The 17,611-nt window shown below is 66.5% G+C and carries 20 protein-coding genes; 15 read left to right on the top strand and 5 right to left on the bottom strand.

What is annotated here, in order from left to right:
- Window positions 1-46: 46 nt before the first annotated feature.
- On the bottom strand, window positions 47-418 hold the full coding sequence (locus VQ067_RS09475) for a YkgJ family cysteine cluster protein (protein WP_003114826.1): 372 nt from the start codon (window positions 416-418) through the stop codon (window positions 47-49).
- A gap of 157 nt (window positions 419-575) precedes the next feature.
- Here VQ067_RS09475 and VQ067_RS09470 point away from each other — a divergent pair, with 157 nt between their 5' ends.
- The 5 genes from VQ067_RS09470 to VQ067_RS09450 all read left to right on the top strand — a co-directional run bounded on the left by VQ067_RS09470 (window position 576) and on the right by VQ067_RS09450 (window position 5,602).
- Complete coding sequence (locus tag VQ067_RS09470) at window positions 576-2,030, top strand: TrkH family potassium uptake protein (RefSeq protein WP_003091497.1); 1,455 nt, start codon at window positions 576-578, stop codon at window positions 2,028-2,030.
- A gap of 66 nt (window positions 2,031-2,096) precedes the next feature.
- Window positions 2,097-3,242: an MlaE family ABC transporter permease gene (locus tag VQ067_RS09465; protein WP_003116404.1), complete on the top strand. Its 1,146-nt coding sequence runs from the start codon at window positions 2,097-2,099 to the stop codon at window positions 3,240-3,242.
- Window positions 3,239-4,033, top strand: coding sequence for an ABC transporter ATP-binding protein (locus VQ067_RS09460; RefSeq protein ID WP_003091499.1), 795 nt, complete (start codon window positions 3,239-3,241; stop codon window positions 4,031-4,033). Before VQ067_RS09465 ends, VQ067_RS09460 begins: the two co-directional genes overlap by 4 nt.
- Before the next feature lies 1 nt (window position 4,034).
- Complete coding sequence (locus VQ067_RS09455) at window positions 4,035-4,973, top strand: MlaD family protein (RefSeq protein WP_003091500.1); 939 nt, start codon at window positions 4,035-4,037, stop codon at window positions 4,971-4,973.
- Entirely contained in the window at window positions 4,970-5,602 is a 633-nt protein-coding gene (locus VQ067_RS09450) for an ABC-type transport auxiliary lipoprotein family protein (RefSeq protein ID WP_003091501.1), read from the top strand. The genes VQ067_RS09455 and VQ067_RS09450 overlap by 4 nt, the downstream gene beginning before the upstream one ends.
- A gap of 22 nt (window positions 5,603-5,624) precedes the next feature.
- On the opposite strand, the gene VQ067_RS09445 is transcribed toward VQ067_RS09450, so the two are convergent.
- Window positions 5,625-6,638: an AraC family transcriptional regulator gene (locus VQ067_RS09445; protein ID WP_033990924.1), complete on the bottom strand. Its 1,014-nt coding sequence runs from the start codon at window positions 6,636-6,638 to the stop codon at window positions 5,625-5,627.
- A 142-nt stretch (window positions 6,639-6,780) separates the two neighbouring features.
- Here VQ067_RS09445 and VQ067_RS09440 point away from each other — a divergent pair, with 142 nt between their 5' ends.
- Together VQ067_RS09440 and VQ067_RS09435 are read left to right on the top strand one after the other, a co-directional pair.
- Window positions 6,781-7,098 (top strand): Mpo1-like protein, encoded by a 318-nt coding sequence (locus tag VQ067_RS09440; protein WP_003091504.1) that lies wholly within the window; start codon window positions 6,781-6,783, stop codon window positions 7,096-7,098.
- Between the two features lie 218 nt (window positions 7,099-7,316).
- Entirely contained in the window at window positions 7,317-8,708 is a 1,392-nt protein-coding gene (locus tag VQ067_RS09435; RefSeq protein WP_003124349.1) for a protein CyaB, read from the top strand.
- Here the strand turns inward: VQ067_RS09435 and VQ067_RS09430 are convergent.
- A complete protein-coding gene (locus VQ067_RS09430) occupies window positions 8,698-9,753 on the bottom strand; it encodes a glycosyltransferase family 4 protein (RefSeq protein ID WP_033938783.1) in 1,056 nt (351 codons plus the stop codon). The genes VQ067_RS09435 and VQ067_RS09430 overlap by 11 nt on opposite strands.
- The gene (locus tag VQ067_RS09425; RefSeq protein ID WP_003091510.1) at window positions 9,750-10,562 is read right to left on the bottom strand and encodes a UDP-2,3-diacylglucosamine diphosphatase; all 813 of its coding nucleotides are present in this window, start codon (window positions 10,560-10,562) and stop codon (window positions 9,750-9,752) included. Before VQ067_RS09425 ends, VQ067_RS09430 begins: the two co-directional genes overlap by 4 nt.
- Window positions 10,563-10,708: 146 nt before the next feature.
- Between VQ067_RS09425 and VQ067_RS09420 the strand changes: the two genes are divergently transcribed.
- The 3 genes from VQ067_RS09420 (at window position 10,709) to VQ067_RS09410 (ending at window position 12,776) form a co-directional block, all read left to right on the top strand.
- Window positions 10,709-11,473 (top strand): helix-turn-helix domain-containing protein, encoded by a 765-nt coding sequence (locus tag VQ067_RS09420; protein WP_003091511.1) that lies wholly within the window; start codon window positions 10,709-10,711, stop codon window positions 11,471-11,473.
- 64 nt (window positions 11,474-11,537) lie between these two features.
- Window positions 11,538-11,873, top strand: coding sequence for a tRNA-binding protein (locus VQ067_RS09415; protein WP_003091512.1), 336 nt, complete (start codon window positions 11,538-11,540; stop codon window positions 11,871-11,873).
- Between the two features lie 9 nt (window positions 11,874-11,882).
- The gene (locus tag VQ067_RS09410; RefSeq protein ID WP_003130462.1) at window positions 11,883-12,776 is read left to right on the top strand and encodes a DMT family transporter; all 894 of its coding nucleotides are present in this window, start codon (window positions 11,883-11,885) and stop codon (window positions 12,774-12,776) included.
- A 79-nt stretch (window positions 12,777-12,855) separates the two neighbouring features.
- Here the strand turns inward: VQ067_RS09410 and VQ067_RS09405 are convergent, their stop codons facing one another.
- A complete protein-coding gene (locus tag VQ067_RS09405; RefSeq protein WP_009313729.1) occupies window positions 12,856-13,809 on the bottom strand; it encodes a LysR family transcriptional regulator in 954 nt (317 codons plus the stop codon).
- A gap of 101 nt (window positions 13,810-13,910) precedes the next feature.
- Between VQ067_RS09405 and VQ067_RS09400 the strand changes: the two genes are divergently transcribed.
- The 5 genes from VQ067_RS09400 to VQ067_RS09380 all read left to right on the top strand — a co-directional run bounded on the left by VQ067_RS09400 (window position 13,911) and on the right by VQ067_RS09380 (window position 17,469).
- Window positions 13,911-14,465 (top strand): NAD(P)H-dependent oxidoreductase, encoded by a 555-nt coding sequence (locus VQ067_RS09400; protein WP_003091518.1) that lies wholly within the window; start codon window positions 13,911-13,913, stop codon window positions 14,463-14,465.
- Window positions 14,466-14,540: 75 nt separating this feature from the next.
- Window positions 14,541-15,158 (top strand): glutathione binding-like protein, encoded by a 618-nt coding sequence (locus VQ067_RS09395; protein WP_021265061.1) that lies wholly within the window; start codon window positions 14,541-14,543, stop codon window positions 15,156-15,158.
- 145 nt (window positions 15,159-15,303) lie between these two features.
- Window positions 15,304-16,143, top strand: coding sequence for an SDR family oxidoreductase (locus VQ067_RS09390; RefSeq protein WP_023100910.1), 840 nt, complete (start codon window positions 15,304-15,306; stop codon window positions 16,141-16,143).
- 111 nt (window positions 16,144-16,254) lie between these two features.
- Window positions 16,255-16,641: a glycine cleavage system protein H gene (locus VQ067_RS09385; RefSeq protein ID WP_015502610.1), complete on the top strand. Its 387-nt coding sequence runs from the start codon at window positions 16,255-16,257 to the stop codon at window positions 16,639-16,641.
- Window positions 16,642-16,725: 84 nt separating this feature from the next.
- Window positions 16,726-17,469, top strand: a complete 744-nt coding sequence (locus tag VQ067_RS09380; RefSeq protein WP_023097368.1) for a DsbA family protein — start codon at window positions 16,726-16,728, stop codon at window positions 17,467-17,469.
- Window positions 17,470-17,611 lie beyond the last annotated feature (142 nt).

Raw genomic sequence — 17,611 nt, 5'->3', positions numbered from 1 at the left:
AACGAAATCGCCATTGTAGACGCAATCGCCAGGCTCACGCCCGCTCTCAGGCGACCCGTCCCGGCGCCAGGTGCGGCTGCAGCGGCGGGGTCAACGGTGGCAGGCCGTAGGCGGCGCGCGCGGCATCGCAGGCCGGGTTGGGCTGGCCGTTGGCCCAGGCCGCCTCGAACTCGCGGCAGGTACTCGAGCGCTGCTCGTAGACGGTGCAGCGAACGCCGCAACCGACCTCGCCGAGCAGCCCGACGCAGCGCGCCGGCTTGTTCTCGGTACCGCTCATGGCGACCATCTGCGGGCTGATGCGGACGGTCAGTTCGTCGGGTACGACGCCGCCTGCGGAACGGCACTCGCCCCAATAGAAAGACACACGAAAATGCGCACAGCAGGCGCCGCAGGTAAGACACGGATTGTCAGTCGACATGGTTGGCAGAACACCAGAGAAACCGGCGAGCGCCGGCGGGCGAAGCGAGATTCTAGCGATTTCGCGGCTGCTGTGAAGAGGGGCGCAGCGGCAGATTTACTCTCCGCGGACGGCTGGTAGAATGACCGGTCCGCCACCGCCCAGAGCCCCACGATCCATGGCCTTGCCGACCCTACGCATCCTCGGTTTCATCATCGGCATCTTCCTGATCACTCTGGCCGCCAGCATGCTGGTCCCGATCCTGACCATGCTCGCCTTCGACCGTACCGAAGGCATCCAGGCGTTCATCTGGTCCAGCGTCGCCACCTTCGTCACCGGCCTCGGCCTGGTCCTGCCGGGGCGTCCCGAGCATGTCCACCTGCGCCCGCGGGACATGTACATGCTCACCGTATCGAGCTGGGTGCTGGTATGCATCTTCGCCGCCCTGCCGTTCGTCCTGCAGCAGCACATCAGCTACACCGATGCCTTCTTCGAAAGCATGTCGGGGATCACCGCCACCGGCTCCACCGTGCTCAGCGGGCTGGACGACATGTCCCCGGGCATCCTCATCTGGCGCTCGCTGCTGCACTGGCTGGGCGGCATCGGCTTCATCGCCATGGCCGTGGCGATCCTGCCGATGCTGCGGATCGGCGGCATGCGCCTGTTCCAGACCGAATCCTCGGACCGCTCGGAAAAGGTCCTGCCACGCTCGCACATGGTCGCCAAGTACATCGTCGCCACCTATGTCGGCATCACCCTGCTCGGCAGCCTGGCCTTCTGGGGCGCCGGCATGAGCCCGTTCGACGCGGTCAACCACGCCATGTCGGCGATTTCCACCGGCGGTTTCTCCACCTCCGACCAATCCCTGGCCAAGTGGAAGCAGCCGGCGGTGCACTGGACCGCGGTAGTGGTGATGATCCTCGGCAGCCTGCCGTTCGCGCTCTACGTCGCCACCCTGCGCGGACACCGCAAGGCGCTGATCAAGGACCAGCAGGTCCGCGGCCTGCTCGGCCTGCTGCTGGTGACCTGGCTGCTGATGGGCACCTGGTACGCGGTAACCTCCAAGCTGCCCTGGATGGATGCCTTCCGCATCGTCGCGGTGAATGTCACCTCGGTGGTCACCACCACCGGCTTCGCCCTCGGCGACTACAGCATGTGGGGGCACTTCTCGATCATGCTGTTCTTCTACCTCGGCTTCATCGGCGGTTGCTCCGGCTCTACCGCCGGCGGCATCAAGATCTTCCGCTTCCAGGTCGCCTACACCCTGCTCAAGGCCAACCTCTACCAGTTGATCCACCCGCGCGCGGTGCTCAAGCAGAACTACAACGGCCATCGGCTGGACGAGGAAATCGTCCGCTCGATCCTGACCTTCTCGTTCTTCTTCGCCATCGTCGTCTGCCTGCTCGCCCTCTGCCTGTCGCTGATCGGCCTGGACTGGATGACCGCCCTCACCGGCGCCGCCAGCACCGTGGCCGGCGTAGGCCCGGGGATGGGCCCCATCATCGGCCCCTCGGGCAACTTCGCCAGCCTGCCGGACGCCGCCAAGTGGCTGCTGGCCGCCGGCATGCTGCTCGGCCGCCTGGAGATCATCACCGTGCTGGTCCTGCTGACCCCGGCGTTCTGGCGCCACTGAGCGCTCACGGGCCTGTCTGCAATGGCTCTACTCAGGGACTGAAAAGCCGGTGTAAGCTTCTGCACCATGACGACACAGCCGCAACCCGGCCACGTGAGCCTGGATAGCTCCACCCAGCCCGCCCGCGTCAGAGCCATAGGTGATTGGACGCTCGCCCACTACACGGCTCTGGAGCGCGAGGTGACGCGCCTGCGCAGCGAAGTGGCGGGCAACGCCAGCTTCGACCTGAGCCAACTGGGCGCCCTGGATACCGCCGGCGCCGCCCTGCTCGCCGAATTGCTCGGCGCCGAGCGCCTGGCCGACCTCGCCGAGCTGGAGCCCGGCCTGCCGCGCGAGCGCCAGGCCCTGCTGAAGACCGTCGGCCACGCCCTGCACGACTTCTGCGAGCCGGAGAAACCCAAGCCGCCGACCACCGCCATCGAACTGCTGGCTCGCATCGGTTGTGCCATGGAGACCTTCTGGCTGCACCTCAAGGCACTCCTCGGCTTCATCGGCCTGACCCTGGAGACCCTGTTCCGCAGCCTGGTCCGCCCGGCCAGTTGGCGGGTCACGCCGCTGGTGGCGAACATCGAGAAGAGCGGCCTGGACGCGGTGCCGATCATCGCCCTGCTGACCTTCCTGGTCGGCGCGGTGATCGCCTTCCTCGGCGCCACGGTGCTGGCCAACTTCGGCGCGACCATCTACACGGTCAACCTGGTGGTGTTCTCCTTCCTCCGCGAGTTCGCCGTGCTGCTCACCGCGATCCTCATGGCCGGCCGCACCGCCAGCGCCTTCACCGCGCAGATCGGTTCGATGAAGGCCAACGAGGAGATCGACGCGATCCGCGCCCTCGGCCTCAACCCCATCGAGCTGCTAGTGCTGCCGCGGGTGCTGGCGCTGCTGGTATCGCTGCCGATGCTGACCTTCGTCGGCATGCTCTGCGGCATCGTCGGCGGCATGACCGTCTGCGCCTGGACCCTGGACATCCCGCCGGCGATGTTCCTGTCGATCATGGAGGACGGAATCGGCGTACAGCATTTCCTGGTCGGTATCAGCAAGGCCCCGCTGTTCGCCTTCCTGATCGCCGTGATCGGCTGCCTGGAAGGCTTCAAGGTCAGCGGCAGCGCCCAGTCGGTGGGCGAGCACACCACCACCAGCGTGGTCCACTCGATCTTCGTGGTGATCCTGCTCGACGCCCTCGCCGCGCTGTTCTTCATGGAGATGGGCTGGTGAGCCAGGACAACCCGCAGGCGATCATCCAGGTCCGCGACCTGTGCAACCGTTTCGGCGCCCAGGCGGTCCACGAGCACCTCGACCTCGACGTCCGTCGCGGCGAGATCCTCGGCGTGGTCGGCGGCTCCGGCACCGGCAAGTCGGTGCTGCTGCGCAGTATCGTCGGCCTGCGCCGGCCGACCTCCGGCAGCGTGCGGGTGTTCGGCGAAGACCTGCTGCAACTGCCGGAGGAGCGCCGCTCCCTGGTCGAACGGCGCTTCGGCGTGCTGTTCCAGCAGGGCGCGCTGTTTTCCTCGCTTACCGTGGTGGAGAACGTCGCCCTGCCGCTGATCGAGAACGCCGGCCTGCCGCGCGCCGACGCCGAGCACCTGGCCCAGGTCAAGCTGGCCCTGGCCGGGCTACCGGCCAACGCCGGCGACAAGTATCCGGCCTCGCTTTCCGGCGGCATGATCAAGCGCGCCGCCCTGGCCCGCGCCCTGGCGCTGGACCCGGACATCCTGTTCCTCGACGAGCCCACCGCCGGCCTCGACCCGATCGGCGCGGCGGCCTTCGACAACCTGATCCGTACCCTGCGCGACGCCCTCGGCCTGACGGTGTTCCTGGTCACCCATGACCTGGACACCCTGTACACCATCTGCGACCGGGTCGCCGTGCTGTCGCAGAAGAAGGTCCTGGTGGTCGATACCCTGGAACGGGTCGCCGCCACCGACGACGCCTGGGTCCGCGAATACTTCCACGGGCCGCGCGGGCGCGCCGCCCACCAAGCCGCCGCCGTGCCGGAGAATCACTGAGATGGAAACCCGAGCCCACCATGTGTTGATCGGCCTGTTCAGCGTGATCGTGATCGGCGCCGCCCTGCTCTTCGGCCTGTGGCTGGCCAAGTCCGGCTCGGAGGGCAAGTTCAACTACTACGACATCGTCTTCAACGAAGCGGTCAGCGGCCTTTCCCAGGGCAGCTCGGTGCAGTACAGCGGGATCAAGGTCGGCGACGTGGCCTTCCTCCGCCTCGATCCGCAGGACCCGCGCAAGGTCTGGGCACGCATCCGCGTGGTGGCCAGCGCGCCGATCAAGCAGGACACCACCGCCAAGCTGGCGCTCACCGGGATCACCGGCACCTCGATCATCCAGCTCAGCAGCGGCACGCCCGCCAGCCCGATGCTGGAGGGCAAGGACGGGAAGATCCCGGTGATCGTCGCCACGCCCTCGCCGCTGACCCAGTTGCTGAGCAACGGCGAAGACCTGATGGGCAACATCAACCAGCTCATCGCGCGCTTCAGCAACCTGCTCTCCGAGGAAAACACAGCGCGCATCAGCCGCACCCTCGACCATCTCGACCAGGCCACCGGCGCGCTCTCCGCCGAGCGCGAGAACGTCAGCGCGGTGATGCAGCAGTTGGCCCAGGCGAGCAGGCAGGCCAACGCCGCGCTGGCCCAGGCCAGCGAGTTGATGCGCAGCGCCAACGGCCTGCTCAACGAGCAAGGCAAGGGGATGCTGGAAAACGCCAACAAGACCATGGCTTCGCTGGAGCGCACCAGCGCCACCCTCGACCAGTTGATCAGCGAGAATCGCCACTCGCTGGACGGCGGCATCCAGGGACTCGCCGAGCTGGGCCCGGCGGTCAGCGAACTGCGCGATACCCTGGCGGCACTGCGCGGAATCAGCCGGCGCCTGGAAGAGAACCCGGCGAACTACCTGCTGGGCCGGGAAAAAACCAAGGAGTTCACCCCATGAGGCTCGCCCTTCGCCCGCTGCGTCGCCTGTCCCTGGCCGCGCTCGCCACCCTCGGCGCCTGCTCGATCCTGCCGGAAGCGCAGGTCCTCCAGGTCTACCTGCTACCGGTGCACAACCCTCCGGCCAGCGCCGCCGCGCGGCCGGTCGACTGGTCGCTGCGGATCGCCCGGCCGCGTACCAGCCTGGTGCTGGAGAGCCCGCGCATCGCGGTGCGCCCGCACGGCGACGAAATCAGCGTGTACCAGGGCGCGCGCTGGAGCGATCCGGCACCGTCGCTGCTGCGTGACCGTCTGATGCAGGCGTTCCAGGCCGACGGCCGGGTCCGCGGCCTGAGCAGCGACGACAGCAACCTGCAGGCCGATTTCGAACTGGGCGGCGACCTTCGCGCCTTCCAGACCGAGTACCCGAACGGCCAGGCCAGCGCGCTGATCCGCTACGACGCGCGCCTGGTGCGTACCGACGACAAGCGCGTGGTCGCCAGCCGGCGTTTCGAGGTCAGCCAGCCGGTGGACGGCAAGAAGGTCGCGGCGGTGGTCAGCGCCTTCGGCAAGGCCGGCGACACGCTGTCGGCCCAGGTCCTCGACTGGACCCTGCGCCAGGCCTCGGCGCAACCCGCCGGGCAGCCCTGAAGCGTACCGCCTGGCCTGGCGACTAGCCCGGGCGCTCCTGGCGGCGCGCCCGGTATTCGTTGGGCGTGCAGCCGAACCAGCGGCGGAATGCCCGGAAGAAATTGCTCGGATCGGCGAAACCCAGCAGGTAGGCGACCTCCAGCAAGGTCAGGCCGGGCTGCTGGAGATACTGATCGGCCATATCCCGACGTGTGTCGTCGAGCAGTTGCTGGTAGCTGGTGCCCTCCTCCTGGAGGCGTCGTTGCAAGGTGCGCTGCGACAGGTGCAGCGCCTGGGCCACTCGTTCGCGCTTGGGTTCTCCCTGCGGCAACAGCCGGCACAGGGTCTGCCGGGCCAGATGGGTGATGCGGCTGGTGCTGAAACGCGCCAGGTATTCGCCGGCGAAGCGATCGTGCAACTGGGCCAGCGCCTCGTTGGCCGAGGGTAGCGGCGTCTCGAGGTCGACGCGGGAAAACACCAGCGCGAACTCCTCGGCGTGAAAGCGCAGCGGCGCGCGGAACAGCTCGGCATAGGGTACCAGCGGCTCGCGGGGCGCGCCGGGCAGTTCCACCGCCAGCGGGTCCAGCGGCCGGCCGGTGATCCAGCGGACCATGTCCACCAGGTAGGCCAGCGAGCATTCGGCACTCTGCGGCGGCGCCGGCAGGCGATCACCATGCACCGTGACGCCGAGTCGATAGCCCTGCGGCGTGCGGCGGAAAGTCAGGTCGGAGGCTTCCGCGATGATCCGCTGGTAGCGTTCCAGGCGCGCGAAGCCTTCCGCCAGGTTGCGGCTCGACATCAGCGCATAGCCGACGACGTGGAAAGCCGGGCGCCGGACCCGGGCGATGTTCAGGGCGATCGCCGGGTTGCCGCTGAGCGCCACCGCACGCTGCCACAGACGGCTCATCGCATCCTGCGGGAAGCGCGCGTCGGGGTCCTGCAAGGCCTGGTAGTCGAGGCCCAGCTCGGCGAACAGCTGGCGTCCGTCGAGGCCTTCCAGCTCCAGGGCGAGGACGATGCCCTGGACCCAGCTGGACAAGGTTGTACGTTCCGGCATCGGTCTCTTCTTGTTCTGGCGGGAGGCACGCCGACCGTCGACCGGCCTGGCGGCCCAAGGATACTAAACTGGCCCTGTATGTCATCCGCGACATCGTGCGGCCCGCACTACACTGCGCGGACACAACGAGAGGAGGCATTCCATGAGCAGCCCTGACGACGAGCGTTTCCACAGTTTCGCCGAGTTCTACCCCTACTACCTGCAGGAACACAGCAATGCGGTGTGCCGGCGCCTGCACTACGTCGGCAGCCTGCTGGTGCTGGCGGTGCTGTTCCTCGCCGTGGCCAGCCAGCAGTGGCTATGGCTGCTGGCGCTGCCGCTGGTCGGCTATGGCTTCGCCTGGGTCGGCCACTTCGTCTTCGAGAAGAACCGCCCGGCCACCTTCAAGTACCCGCTGTGGTCGTTCATGGGCGACTGGGTGATGCTCAAGGACGCCTTCACCGGCCGCATCCGCTTCTGACCCGTCCCGCGCGGCCGGCCGCCCGGGCCGGTCGCTCCGCCGGGACGACCGTCGGTCCCGGATCGGTGCGCTTTCCTGAACTATCGCTCAGCTGTCACTGGCCGCCGCGCAAACGCTTGGTTAAGATTCCGCCAGCAACCTGGCCAACCGCCATTCCTCAGGCGGAAAGCTCACGAGGCCGAGCCGGGACGAAAATACACAGGGATCCTCTCCAGCGCATGAAGCCTACCCTCCCCGACCGCTCGCCGACGAGCCGGTCCGTCGCGTCCATGCGTGAATACTATTCGCGCGTGCTGGCCTATATCGCCTGTGGCGCCAGCATCGCGGCGGGAACCTACACCCAGTATTTCAGCTACGGCATCCTCTGGATGGTGCCCTATGCGCTGCTCTACCCGCACCTGGCGTACCACCTCGGCCAGCGCTTCCGCCAGCACGACCCGCGCAAGGTGACCCGCGCCCTGCTCGCGGTCGACGCCGTGCACTGTGGCCTGGGCATGGCGCTGCTCGGCTTCTCCGTGGTGCCCAGCCTGATGTTCCTGCTGGTGCTGAGCTTCACCGCGCTGGTCATCGGCGGCCTGCGCCTGCTCGGCATGGCCCTGCTGGTATCGGCCAGCAGCGCCCTGCTGGTCGCCGTGCTCGTCGCCCCGCCGCTGCTGGGCAATACCCCGGTCGAGGTGGCCGCGGTCAGCATCCTGTTCTGCGGACTGTACATCTGCATCACCGCCTTCTTCGGCCACCAGCAGGGCCTGCGCCTGGCCCAGGTGCGCCAGGAGATCGCCCGCGAGCAGGAAAAGGCCGCGCGGCTCGCGCGCAACCTGGCCAAGTACCTGTCGCCGCAGGTCTGGGAAATGATCTTCAGCGGCAAGAAGAGCGTGCGCCTGGAAACCCAGCGCAAGAAGCTCACCGTGTTCTTCTCCGACATCCGCGGCTTCACCGAGCTATCCGAGGAGCTGGAAGCCGAGGCCCTGACCGACCTGCTCAACAACTACCTCAACGAAATGTCGAAGATCGCCCTCAAGTACGGCGGTACCATCGACAAGTTCGTCGGCGACTGCGTCATGGTGTTCTTCGGCGACCCCAGCACTCAGGGCGCGAAGAAGGACGCGGTGGCTGCGGTATCGATGGGCATCGCCATGCGCAAGCACATGAAGGTGCTGCGCCAGCAGTGGCGGGCCCAGGGCATCACCAAGCCGCTGGAAATCCGCATGGGCATCAACACCGGCTATTGCACGGTGGGCAACTTCGGCGCCGACACGCGCATGGACTACACCATCATCGGCCGCGAGGTGAACCTCGCCAGCCGCCTGGAAAGCGCCTCGGAAGCCGGCGAAATCCTCATTTCCCACGAGACCTACTCGCTGATCAAGGACGTGATCATGTGCCGCGACAAGGGCCAGATCGCGGTCAAGGGCTTCAGCCGCCCGGTGCAGATCTACCAGGTGGTGGACTCGCGCCGCGACCTCGGCGCCGCGCCCAGCTACGTCGAGCACGAATTGCCCGGCTTCTCCATGTACCTGGACACCAACAACATCCAGAACTACGACAAGGAACGGGTCATCCAGGCCCTGCAACAGGCCGCCGAGCGCCTACGCGACAAGGTCATCCTCTGAGTTCGTCGAGCGCCGCCGGCAGTTCGTCGCGCCATTCCGGCGCAGTCCGCGGACCGCTCGCCTGCAGCGCCAGGAACTCCTCCGCCGAAACCCGCCAGGACTGCTCCCGCGCCCAGCGCCCGCAGGCCTGGCGATCCAGCGCCAGCGCCTGGCGGCAGGCTTCGCCAAGATCCTCGTGCATGACCCCGGTCACGCCCTGCTGCAATACATCCAGCGGCCCCGGCACGGCGAAGGCCGCCACCGGCACGCCGCAGGCCAGTGCTTCGAGCATCACCAGGCCATAGGTATCGGTCAGCGAGGGAAACACCAGCACCGAGGCCGCCCGGTAGGCGTCGGCCAGTGCGCGGCCATGGCGGTAGCCGAGAAAACGCGCCTGTGGATAGCGCTGCTCCAGCGCCGCCCGCTGCGGGCCGTCGCCCACCAGCCATTTTTCGCCCGGCAGTTCGAGATCGAGGAACGCCTCCAGGTTCTTTTCCGTCGCCAGCCGCCCGACATACAGGAACACCGGCGGCCGCTCTTCCGCCGGGGGTGTCTCGGCGGGATGGAACAGTTCGGTATCGACGCCCTTGCGCCACAGCCGCAGGTGCTGGAAGCGCCAGGCGCAGAACTCGTCGCGCAGGCGCGGGGTGCTCACCAGCACCGCCCGGCTCGGCCGATGGAAGGCGCGCAGGAAGGCATAGCCCCAGGACAGCGGCAGCCACGGACAGCGGTCACGCAGGTATTCGGGAAAACGCGTATGGATCGCCGAGGTGAAGTCCAGGCCGCGCTTGCCCAGCCAGCGCCGCGCGGCCCAGCCGAGCGGCCCCTCGGTGGCCAGGTGCACGGCATCCGGGGCGAAGGCCTCGATCAGCCCGCCGAGGCGCCAGAGATTCCAGGCCAGGGGGATTTCCGGATAGCTGGGACAGGGCAGGCAGCGAAAGTCGGCGGGCGACAGCACCCGTACCTGGTGGCCCAGCAGTTCCAGCTCGCGCTGCAGGGCCAGCAGGCTGGTGACGACTCCGTTGACTTGCGGTAACCAGGCGTCGCTGACGATCAATAGCCTCATGCCGCCGGCTCGACCGCCGCGGCCTGCGCCGCCAGACGCGCCTGCTCCTCGGCCAGGCGGTAGAGCTGGATGCTGCCGTCCCAATGTTCGATCAGCGCCGTGCAGGATTCTACCCAGTCGCCGCAGTTGAGGTAGTCGACGCCCTCGATGCGGCGGATCTCGGCATGGTGGATGTGCCCGCAGACCACCCCGTCGAGCCCGCGCTTGTGGCACTCGTGGGCGATGGCTTCCTCGAAGTCGCTGATGAAGTTCACCGCGGTCTTGACCTTGTGCTTGAGGTACGCCGACAGCGACCAGTAGCCGTAGCCCCAGCGCCGCCGCCAGTGGTTCAGCCAACGGTTGAGGAGCAGGGTGAACTCGTAGGCGGAATCGCCGAGGAACGCCAGCCAGCGGTGGTAGCGGGTGATCACGTCGAACTGGTCGCCGTGTATCACCAGCAGCTTGCGGCCGTCGGCGGTACTGTGCACCGCCTCGTCGACCAGGCGGATGTTGCCGAGGATCAGGCTCGAATAGCGGCGCAGGAATTCGTCATGGTTGCCGGTGACGTAGATCACCTCGGTGCCGCGCTTGCTCAGGGTGAGCAGGCGGCGGATCACGTTGGTGTGCGCCTGCGGCCAGTAGATGCCGCCGCGCAGCTTCCAGCCGTCGATGATGTCGCCCACCAGGTAGATGCGATCGGCGTGGTAGCGCTTGAGGAACGCCGCCAGGTGTTCGGCCTGGCAATCCCGCGTCCCCAGGTGGACATCCGAGATCCACAGGGTCCGAACCCGCTGCTTGCGGTTCGAGGTGAAGCGTTGCGCGGTGCTCATCGGCGGGTCTCCGACGGTGTTTTTCCGATCTTGGACGGCGCCGGTGAAACGACTGTGACAGGCCGGCGACCGTTGCGTGACAGGGCGCGACTGTCTGTCGCCGGCGCCAGCGGGTAGACTGGGCGCCTGCCTCCGGGAGCTTCGCCATGGGTTCGATCCTTTCCCTGCGCCACTACAGCCACGACCAGATCGTCCACAGCCATGACCATGCCCAATTGGTCCTGGGCCTCAGCGGCTGCCTCGAGTTCGAGGTCGAGGGGCGCGGCAGCCGCGTGTTGCGGCAGACCTTCGCGGTGGTGCCGGCGCAAGCCCGGCATGCCTGCTCGAGTCCCGCCGGCAGCCGCTGCCTGGTCCTCGACCTGCCCTGCGACGGCAGCCTGCTGCTGGGCCTGGGCGAACACGCCGAAGCCGGCAGGCGGCTGTTCGAGCGACCGCAGGCGCTGTCGCTGACGCCCGCCCAGGGCCAACTGGTGAACTGGCTGGCCAGCGGCCCGATCAACGACCCGGTGATCGCCCACCAGGGCGCCGGCCTGCTCCTCGCCAGCCTGGCCAGCGAGCGCCAGCCGCCGCGCCAGCAGCCCCGCCTGCCGCTGGCCAGCCTGGACGCCTACCTCGACCGCCATGCCGCCCATCCGTTGCAGGTCGCCGACCTGGCACGGCTGGCCGGTCTTTCGGTGGCGCGCTTCCACAGCCTGTTCCTCGCCGAGACCGGGCAGACGCCCATGGACTACGCGCGCAGCCGGCGCCTGCACCAGGCCCACGAACTGCTGCTGGAGAGCAGCCTGGCGGTGGGCGAGATCGCCGCCCGGGTCGGCTACGCCTCGCAGAGCGCCTTCACCGCGGCGCTGGTCCGCGAGTTCGGCGTCACCCCGCGGCAATTGCGTCGCGAGTCCCGCGACAAAACCGGCTAGCCGCACGACAGACAAATCCGTCGCGACCCCTTACTCTCTGCCCATCGACAGACCAGGAGTCAGCATGGACATCATCGAATGGCAGGATTTCGAACGCGTCGAACTGCGCGTCGGCACCATCCTCGGCGCCGCGCCCAACCCCAAGGCACGCAAACCCGCCTACATCCTCGAGGTCGACCTCGGTCCGCTCGGCCTGCGCACCTCCAGTGCGCAACTGACCGCGCACTACCAGGCCGAGGAACTGGTCGGCCGTCAGGTTCTCTGCGTCTGCAACTTCGCTCCGAAGCAGATCGCCGGAGTGCGCTCGGAGGTCCTGGTCACCGGGGTCTACGATAGCGAGGACAAGGTGGTCCTGGCCGGCTTCGACAAGCCCCTGCCCAACGGTGCGCGCCTGGCCTGAAGGATCCCCATGAATCGACGTTCCGCCCTCGCCGCCCTGCACGGCGGCGCCCTCCTCTTCGGCCTGACCGGGGTATTCGGCAAGCTGGCCAGCGCCTCCCCCGGGGTGATCGTGTTCGGTCGCGCGCTGTTCGCGGTGCTCGCCCTCGGCCTCTTCGCCCGCCTCGCGGGCCAGGCCTGGCGCGCCCTGGGATCCGCGCAATGGCTGCGCCTGGCGCTCTGCGGCCTGCTCCTGGCCGGGCACTGGGTGAGTTTCTTCATCGCCGTGAAGACCGCCGGCGTGGCCATCGCCACCCTCGGCTTCGCCAGCTTCCCGGCCTTCACGGTAATCCTCGAAGGGCTGCTCTTCCGCGAGCGCATTCATCTCGCGGAAGGACTGCTGGTAGTCCTGGTCAGCCTTGGCCTGGTGCTGGTCACGCCGAACTTCGACCTCGCCAGCGGCGCCACCCTCGGCCTGCTCTGGGCGATCCTTTCCGGCCTGCTGTTCGCCCTGCTGTCGCTGGCCAACCGCAGCAACAGCGGGCAGGTCGGCCCGGTGCAGGCGGCGCTCTGGCAGAACCTGGTAGTCGCCCTGTGCCTGCTGCCGTTCGCGGTCGGCGAACTACCGGCGCTACCCGCTCTCGACTGGCTCTGGCTGGCCCTGCTGGGCGTGTTCTGCACCGGCCTGGCGCACAGCCTGTTCGTGGCCAGCCTGGCGGTGGTCAAGGCCCGCACCGCGGCGCTGGTATTCGCCCTGGAGCCGGTCTACGGGATCGCCTTCGCCTGGCTGTTGTTCCATGAGACACCGGGGCCGCGGATGTTCCTCGGCGGCGCCCTGATCGTCCTCGCCATCGTGCTGTCGGCGCGACTCGGCGCCAGGAACCGGCCGGTCCCGGACAACGGCTTGTCCGCTAACCGGGGCTGAACCCGCCGAGCCTTGCATCCGGGTCACGCACACCGGATAGCGGAAGGTACGAGCTGCCCCGGAATGGCGGCGGCGGGCCTCAGGTTCGTTGCGCGAGGCCGGACTCGAGCGCCAGCGCGATGGGCGTGAGCTGTATCTCGGGGTTCTCCGCGAACAGCTCCATGACCCAGTTCACAAAGCAGCGCACACGAACCGACAGGTGCCTGGAGCCCGGGTAGATGACATGCACCGGCGCCGCAGAAAAGTGCCATTGCGGCAGTACCGGAACAAGTTTCCCTGCGCGTACGAATCCAGCCACCGCGAATGGGGCGCCAGGGCAGATGCCGCTGCCCGCCACGCAGGCCGAAATAGCCACGTCGGGTTCGTCGAACTGCATTCCATCGCCGGACTGCACCACGAAACGCTCCGGGCCGGACTCCAGCTCCCACATGAACGGGTTGCGCTCCCTGCCGCTGAACCAGCTCAACCGCCTGAACTGCGATAGATCGTCCGGACTGTCTACGCCGCCTATGGAGGCCAGGTACTCGGGCGAGGCATACAAGCCCATCTGGATGTCGCAAAGATGCCTGGCGATCATGCTGGAGTCCTTGAGCGCACCTCCCCGGATCGTGCAATCGATGCCGTCCTCCAGCAGATTGCTGATCCGGTCCGAACTACTCAGCCGCAGCTGGATCCTCGGGTAGCGCGCCTGGAAGTCGTGCAGCCTTGGAGCGATCACCCATCGGGCGATGGTGATCAGGGAGTCCACTCTGAGCCGGCCGATGGGCGTCGCCGTCCCGCCCCTGAGCGTGGCCTCCAGTTCGTCTATCTGCTGCAGCAGGACCTGGCATTTGTCGAAGTACGCGCTGCCATCGTGCGTAAGGCTCAGGGCACGGGTCGTACGATTGAGCAAGCGCACGCCTAGATGCTTTTCAAGATCGCTGACGCGCTGCGAAACGCGAGCTTTCGGCAGGCCCAGGGCATCGGCCGCGCGTGTGAAGCTGCCGGCGTCCACCACCTTCACGAAGGTGGCCATGGCGGTGAGTTTGTCCATAGATTGTTCGCGATTATTGAACCAAGAGTAACTTTGGATAATATTTTTCTTATTCTCAATCCCAATTATGGTTCCTTCCGTCCACCCACCAGGGAACCATCATGTCAAAAGCAGTCGTTGTTTATTTCTCCGGATATGGCCATACCAAGCGCGTAGCACAAGCGGCGGCGGAAGGCGCACAGGCTTCGCTGATCGAGATCGATAGCGAGGGCAACATTCCCGAGGCAGCCTGGGACCTGCTCGACCAGGCGCAATCCATCCTCTTCGGCGCGCCCACGTACATGGGCTCGGTGCCTTGGCAATTCAAGAAGTTCGCGGACGCCACTTCCAAGAAGTGGTTTGTTCGGCAGTGGCAGGACAAGGTCTTCGGCGGCTTCACCAACAGCGCAAGCCTGAACGGCGACAAGCAGGTTTCCCTGATCCTCATGCACACGCTGGCGTCCCAGCACGGCGGCATCTGGGTCAGCCTGGGCCTGGCTCCCGCCAACACCTCGGCCTCGAGCCGCGCGGATATCAACAACCTCGGCGCCTCGGTCGGCGCGCTGGTGCAGTCGCCGTCCGACGCGGATGCCCAGGCCATTCCCAGCGGCGATCTCGAGACCGTGAAGCTCTACGCCGCTCGCGTCGCCAGGATCGGACAACAGCTGCACGCCTGAGCCAGGCGCCGATGAATCACCGGCGCACCCTGCGCGCGTCGCTTGAACCTGCAACTACCTCGAAGGATATCGATCATGAAACTGTACTACTCCCCCGGCTCTTGCTCGCTGGCCATCCACATCGTGCTTCGCGAGGCCAACGTGCCTCACGAACTGGCCAAGGTCGACCTGTGGCAGCACAAGACCGCCTCGGGCGGCGATTACTTCCAGATCAACCCGAAGGGCACGGCGCCCGCCCTCGAGTTCGAAGGCGGCTTGCTGACCGAAGGCGCCGCCATCAGCCAATACCTCGCGGATCGCTACGCCCCAACGTTGGTGCCAGCCAACGGAACGCTGGAACGCAGCCGTTTGCACGAGATACTGAATTACCTCTCTTCGGATTACCACAAGTCCTTCACCCCGCTGTTCTACCTCTCCCCTTCGGACGACCCCACGGCCGCGCAGCGCCCAGTGATAGCCAAAGTGGCCTACCTGAACAACCTCCTCGCGGACGGCCGCCCATACATCCTGGGTGACGAGTTCTCCGTCGCGGACGCACATCTCTTCGCCCTTACGCGCTGGTGCCCCCAATTCGGCATTTCGCTGGCCCCATTCCCAGCCTTGATGGATTTCATGGCCAGGACTGCAGCCCGTCCGGCAGTCAGGGCCGCGCTACAGGCCGAAGGACTGGAGGAACACCCCGACCAGTGCTGAGCCCTCGCTAGGTACCGGTTCTACGCGGACTGACGCCAGCGCTAGCGCAGACGAGACCCGTGGCTGGGTTTCGCAGCCGACGTCAGCCCCCCTGGACTTTCCTGAACGCGTCCCGCTGCTCGAGGCGGACATCCTGAAGATCGATATGTCGAAGAAAATTCTTGTTCTAGGTGCGACGGGAACAGTCGGCAAGCCGTTAGTCGAAGGCCTGCTGGCCAAGGGAGAGGCCGTCAAGGCCGCTTCCCGCGCAAATCGGAAAATGGATGGAGTCGAGAGTACGCCCTTCGATTTCGGCAAACCGGAAACCATCGCCGCCGCCCTGGAGGGTGTGGATCGCACTTACATGCTCCTGCCCGCCGGCTACCTAAACGTACGCGATCTGCTCCTGCCGTTCGTCGAAGCCGCCGCAAGCCGCAAGGTGAAAATAGTCTTCCAGAGCGCCTTTGGCGTGGATGCGAATGACGCCAACCCCATGCGCCAAATGGAAATCCTGCTGGAGAAATCCGGCACGCCCCATGTGATCTTGCGGCCGAACTGGTTCTCCGACAATTTCCATCAATTCTGGAAAGCCGGCCTCGACCAGGGTCAGATCGCCTTGCCAGCCGGCGATAGCAGGACCAGTTTCATCGATGTGCGCGATATTGCGGCCAGCGCCATCGCCGCGCTCACCTCAACCGCTTTCGACGGCAAAGCATTCAACCTCACCGGTCCCGAAGCGCTCAGTTATGCCGATGCCGCGGCGATTCTGTCCGAAGTGACCGGCAAGCCCGTGCGATACGCCGCGACATCGGACAAGGCGTTCATCGACATGCTGGAGAACAACGGTGTGCCCGCCGCCAATGCGGCGCACATGGCCTCGATCTTCCACCCGGTGCGCCAAGGCTGGATGAGCCTGGTGACCGACGATGTCATGAAGCTCACCGGCAAGAGACCGCGGACACTGCGGGAATACGCACAAGACAAGGTCGCCGCCCTGACGGCCTAGGGCCAGGCTGCGGCGCCTTGGGCGTCGAAAGTCGCTGGCGCCGACCAGAAACGCCTGGGGGCGCCAGCATAACCTCTGTTTTTCCGGGTTGAACGGGAGACGACCGTGTCCATGCAATTTTCCAAAGACCATTACTGGGTTCGCCTCGCCGATACCCTCGATGGCCACGCTATCGACAGCGTTGTCGTCGGTGTCACCCCACGGGTGCTGGACGGCCTGGGCAACCTGATTTCGGTGATCCTGCCCAACGTCGGCGAGACGTTGGCGCAGGGAGCCGCCGCGGCCGAGATCGAGTCGGACAAAGCGGTGACGAACCTGTACACCCCCGTCTCCGGCGAAATCATCGCCGTCAACGCGGCCTTGCGCGACACCCCGACGCTTGCCAACACCGACCCGTTGGGCGCCGGCTGGTTCTTCAGGGTCAAACTCAGCAACCCGGGGCAACTGGATGCGCTGCTCGACGAGAAGGCTTATGCCGAACTGTTCTGGGCCCCGTGACGACCGATTGGCTGGCCGGCACTGCGCTGGCGGCGCGATAGCCGCGGCAGACCTCCATACAGCCTCAACCTGTGGACTCCAACCATGACACTCATGAACTGCGATCCGGCCACCGGCAGTTGCCGGATTCCCGACGCTGCTCCCATCCTTCCCCAGGGGGCGAAGCAGGCCCCTGGCGGCGAAGTCACGCTCAGGTACATCGGCGACCCCATGTGCTCCTGGTGCTGGGGTATTTCCTCCACGCTCGAAGAACTCGCACGGTACTGCGAACAGAAGGGTATCGGCTTCACCCTCACCATGGGCGGCCTGCGCGCGGGCGGGGGCGACGCATGGGGGCCGGAGTTCCGGGAGTTTCTACGCCGGGAATGGACCCATATCGCCAAGGTCACCGGTCAACCATTCGGTTTTTCCCTGCTGTCGACAAAGCATTTCGACTATGACACGGAGCCTGCCTGCCGAGCCGTTGTGGTCGCCGAGCAAATGCTCGACCAGAAGCGGCCTGTCGCCTCCGCGACCCTGGCATTTTTCTCTGCCGTGCAGCGCAAGTTCTATGTCGAAGGCGAGGACCCCAAGAACGTGGACTTTTATAGATCCATTTGCGAAGACGCTTCGCTATCGTTCGAAGACTTCCGCGCGCATTTCGCCACTGCCGCTGCACGGCAAGCCGTCTATCGGCAATTCGCCCAGTGTGGAGAGTGGGGCGTACGCGCATTCCCCACCCTTCTGCTTGACCTGGCTGGTGATCTGAAGCAACTGAGTTCAGGCGCCACCACAGCGGCAAGCGTGATCGAACGTATCGAATATCTGCTGGGCGCGCGCACCGACTGAACACCCGGGCCGGCGAGGCGGGTGGCGCAATGCACGGCCCGCCAACAGCATTCTGCGGGCAGGGTTCACCGTCCTCCTTGCAACAGTCCCCGCGGCCCCCTGGCGCCGTTCACCCGTGTCGATGCGACAACGCCAGCGCGAA

The organism is Pseudomonas sp. KBN12P06040, assembly GCF_037574965.1.
GTDB lineage: Bacteria > Pseudomonadota > Gammaproteobacteria > Pseudomonadales > Pseudomonadaceae > Pseudomonas > Pseudomonas aeruginosa.
The sequence above is the reverse complement of the archived record's forward strand: the minus strand, read 5'-3'. Positions and strand labels throughout refer to the sequence as shown.

Excerpts from the sequence above, each read along its gene's own strand:
- VQ067_RS09475 (WP_003114826.1), bottom strand. The coding sequence starts at position 418 with ATGTCGACTGACAATCCGTGTCTTACCTGCGGCGCCTGCTGTGCGCAT.
- VQ067_RS09470 (WP_003091497.1), top strand. The coding sequence starts at position 576 with ATGGCCTTGCCGACCCTACGCATCCTCGGTTTCATCATCGGCATCTTC.
- VQ067_RS09465 (WP_003116404.1), top strand. The coding sequence starts at position 2,097 with ATGACGACACAGCCGCAACCCGGCCACGTGAGCCTGGATAGCTCCACC.
- VQ067_RS09455 (WP_003091500.1), top strand. The coding sequence starts at position 4,035 with ATGGAAACCCGAGCCCACCATGTGTTGATCGGCCTGTTCAGCGTGATC.
- VQ067_RS09450 (WP_003091501.1), top strand. The coding sequence starts at position 4,970 with ATGAGGCTCGCCCTTCGCCCGCTGCGTCGCCTGTCCCTGGCCGCGCTC.
- VQ067_RS09445 (WP_033990924.1), bottom strand. The coding sequence starts at position 6,638 with ATGCCGGAACGTACAACCTTGTCCAGCTGGGTCCAGGGCATCGTCCTC.
- VQ067_RS09440 (WP_003091504.1), top strand. The coding sequence starts at position 6,781 with ATGAGCAGCCCTGACGACGAGCGTTTCCACAGTTTCGCCGAGTTCTAC.
- VQ067_RS09435 (WP_003124349.1), top strand. The coding sequence starts at position 7,317 with ATGAAGCCTACCCTCCCCGACCGCTCGCCGACGAGCCGGTCCGTCGCG.
- VQ067_RS09430 (WP_033938783.1), bottom strand. The coding sequence starts at position 9,753 with ATGAGGCTATTGATCGTCAGCGACGCCTGGTTACCGCAAGTCAACGGA.
- VQ067_RS09425 (WP_003091510.1), bottom strand. The coding sequence starts at position 10,562 with ATGAGCACCGCGCAACGCTTCACCTCGAACCGCAAGCAGCGGGTTCGG.
- VQ067_RS09420 (WP_003091511.1), top strand. The coding sequence starts at position 10,709 with ATGGGTTCGATCCTTTCCCTGCGCCACTACAGCCACGACCAGATCGTC.
- VQ067_RS09415 (WP_003091512.1), top strand. The coding sequence starts at position 11,538 with ATGGACATCATCGAATGGCAGGATTTCGAACGCGTCGAACTGCGCGTC.
- VQ067_RS09410 (WP_003130462.1), top strand. The coding sequence starts at position 11,883 with ATGAATCGACGTTCCGCCCTCGCCGCCCTGCACGGCGGCGCCCTCCTC.
- VQ067_RS09405 (WP_009313729.1), bottom strand. The coding sequence starts at position 13,809 with ATGGACAAACTCACCGCCATGGCCACCTTCGTGAAGGTGGTGGACGCC.
- VQ067_RS09400 (WP_003091518.1), top strand. The coding sequence starts at position 13,911 with ATGTCAAAAGCAGTCGTTGTTTATTTCTCCGGATATGGCCATACCAAG.
- VQ067_RS09395 (WP_021265061.1), top strand. The coding sequence starts at position 14,541 with ATGAAACTGTACTACTCCCCCGGCTCTTGCTCGCTGGCCATCCACATC.
- VQ067_RS09390 (WP_023100910.1), top strand. The coding sequence starts at position 15,304 with ATGTCGAAGAAAATTCTTGTTCTAGGTGCGACGGGAACAGTCGGCAAG.
- VQ067_RS09385 (WP_015502610.1), top strand. The coding sequence starts at position 16,255 with ATGCAATTTTCCAAAGACCATTACTGGGTTCGCCTCGCCGATACCCTC.
- VQ067_RS09380 (WP_023097368.1), top strand. The coding sequence starts at position 16,726 with ATGACACTCATGAACTGCGATCCGGCCACCGGCAGTTGCCGGATTCCC.